Here is a 1,393-nt window from a genome sequence, read left to right on the forward strand (position 1 = left end):
CTGTTAACGTAGTCCTGACCCAGGGGATAGCTGACTGCTAATAGCTGTTTGCGCAGCATTCCGCAGGAAATGCTTACAAACAAATACTAAAAACCTGTCGAAACGTTATAATTGTTTTTCCCTGTTGTTGTCCCTTAGGTAAAAATCTGATAAATTTATACTTTAAGAAAATCACAAACTCTTATCAAAATCATCAGTGTGAAGTCAAAATAATTGTTATGAAATATGAGGAATTGTCAATTCCAAAATAGGAAAAATTAGATTTGGTTCAACTTAAAGACAAAGTATTAACATCAGGGTCATTTCATTCTAGATTTTGACAATGAATTTATTGATTTTCAGACAGCGAAGATACATTTCCTAAACCTGTAACGTGGTTTAGTCAATACATAAAATGGCACAGTGTTAGAATGAAACAGCGCTGGTATTAACATGGCTTTCCGTTCATGTTTCAGTCTCTAGGCTCAAACATATTCTTAGAGTATAAAAAATGGCACAGGATATAGCAAACTATTATACTATAAACTAGGAGAAAGATCAACTAGCAACATTGATGCACGATCTTGCTAAATATTTTTCTCCCCTATTATTACAAATTTCTAAGTCAGAGGGTTTAGAAATAGATTTAGTATCAGAAGTCTCTTCTCATTTGCTTCATGCTAATGTAAGTGAATTGTGGCCAAAAAAGAGTTTGGTATCAAGGATCAGGAGATTTTAGCATCATTGAAGAAGGAGACAGGAGACAGGAGACAGGAGACAGGAGGAAAATTACATGGGGATAGTCAACGAAGGGCCGCTCCGCGTCTACGCTCCCCCAAGTAATGCGTGAATACCCCCGTTGACGGTGGGGTATTAAAGCCACAAAGAAAATGATAACTAATTATACATGAGGAGAGCCAGCTATGAATCAGCTAAGTTGCATAATTTTCCTCGCAGATACTTTAGAACCAGGTAAAGGTGACAATGCAGAGTCACAGCATTTGAGACAACTTAGTAAGGAAAATCTCTTCCAAGCAGTTTGGTTAACCTGCGATTATACTATAAAGCACTTGCTAGGGACTAATTGTTTGATTCACCCAAAAATTATATTAACAAGAAATTGGTTCCTGAAAAAGGCCAAAAAACCCGAGGATGAACAAAAAATGAAGCAGCAATAAAATCAATCAGATTATGACTAATACAAAGGCTAAAAATTAGTCAACAGAAATATCCAATACAATAAATATATATAAGGAAAAGGAAACAGATAATTTAATGTCAAATTACCCCCATATTCAGTCCTTGTCAACCGAATTAAGTCAGACAAATTCAGAATCCGATGGAACCTTAGAATTGACATCGACAATAGTTAACGCAGCATTAGACCGTAAAGGAGATAACATTGTTGTGATTA

Annotated in this window: 1 protein-coding gene; it reads left to right on the forward strand. The window is 35.6% G+C overall.

Translation table 11 applies throughout. The annotated features are described in order from the left end of the window. The first annotated feature begins 675 nt into the window (after positions 1-675). Entirely contained in the window at positions 676-822 is a 147-nt protein-coding gene (locus tag F6K13_RS33240; protein WP_161564527.1) for a hypothetical protein, read from the forward strand. The last annotated feature ends 571 nt before the right edge of the window (positions 823-1,393 follow it).

The organism is Okeania sp. SIO2B9 (assembly GCF_010672505.1).
Taxonomy (GTDB): Bacteria; Cyanobacteriota; Cyanobacteriia; order Cyanobacteriales; family Microcoleaceae; genus Okeania; species Okeania hirsuta.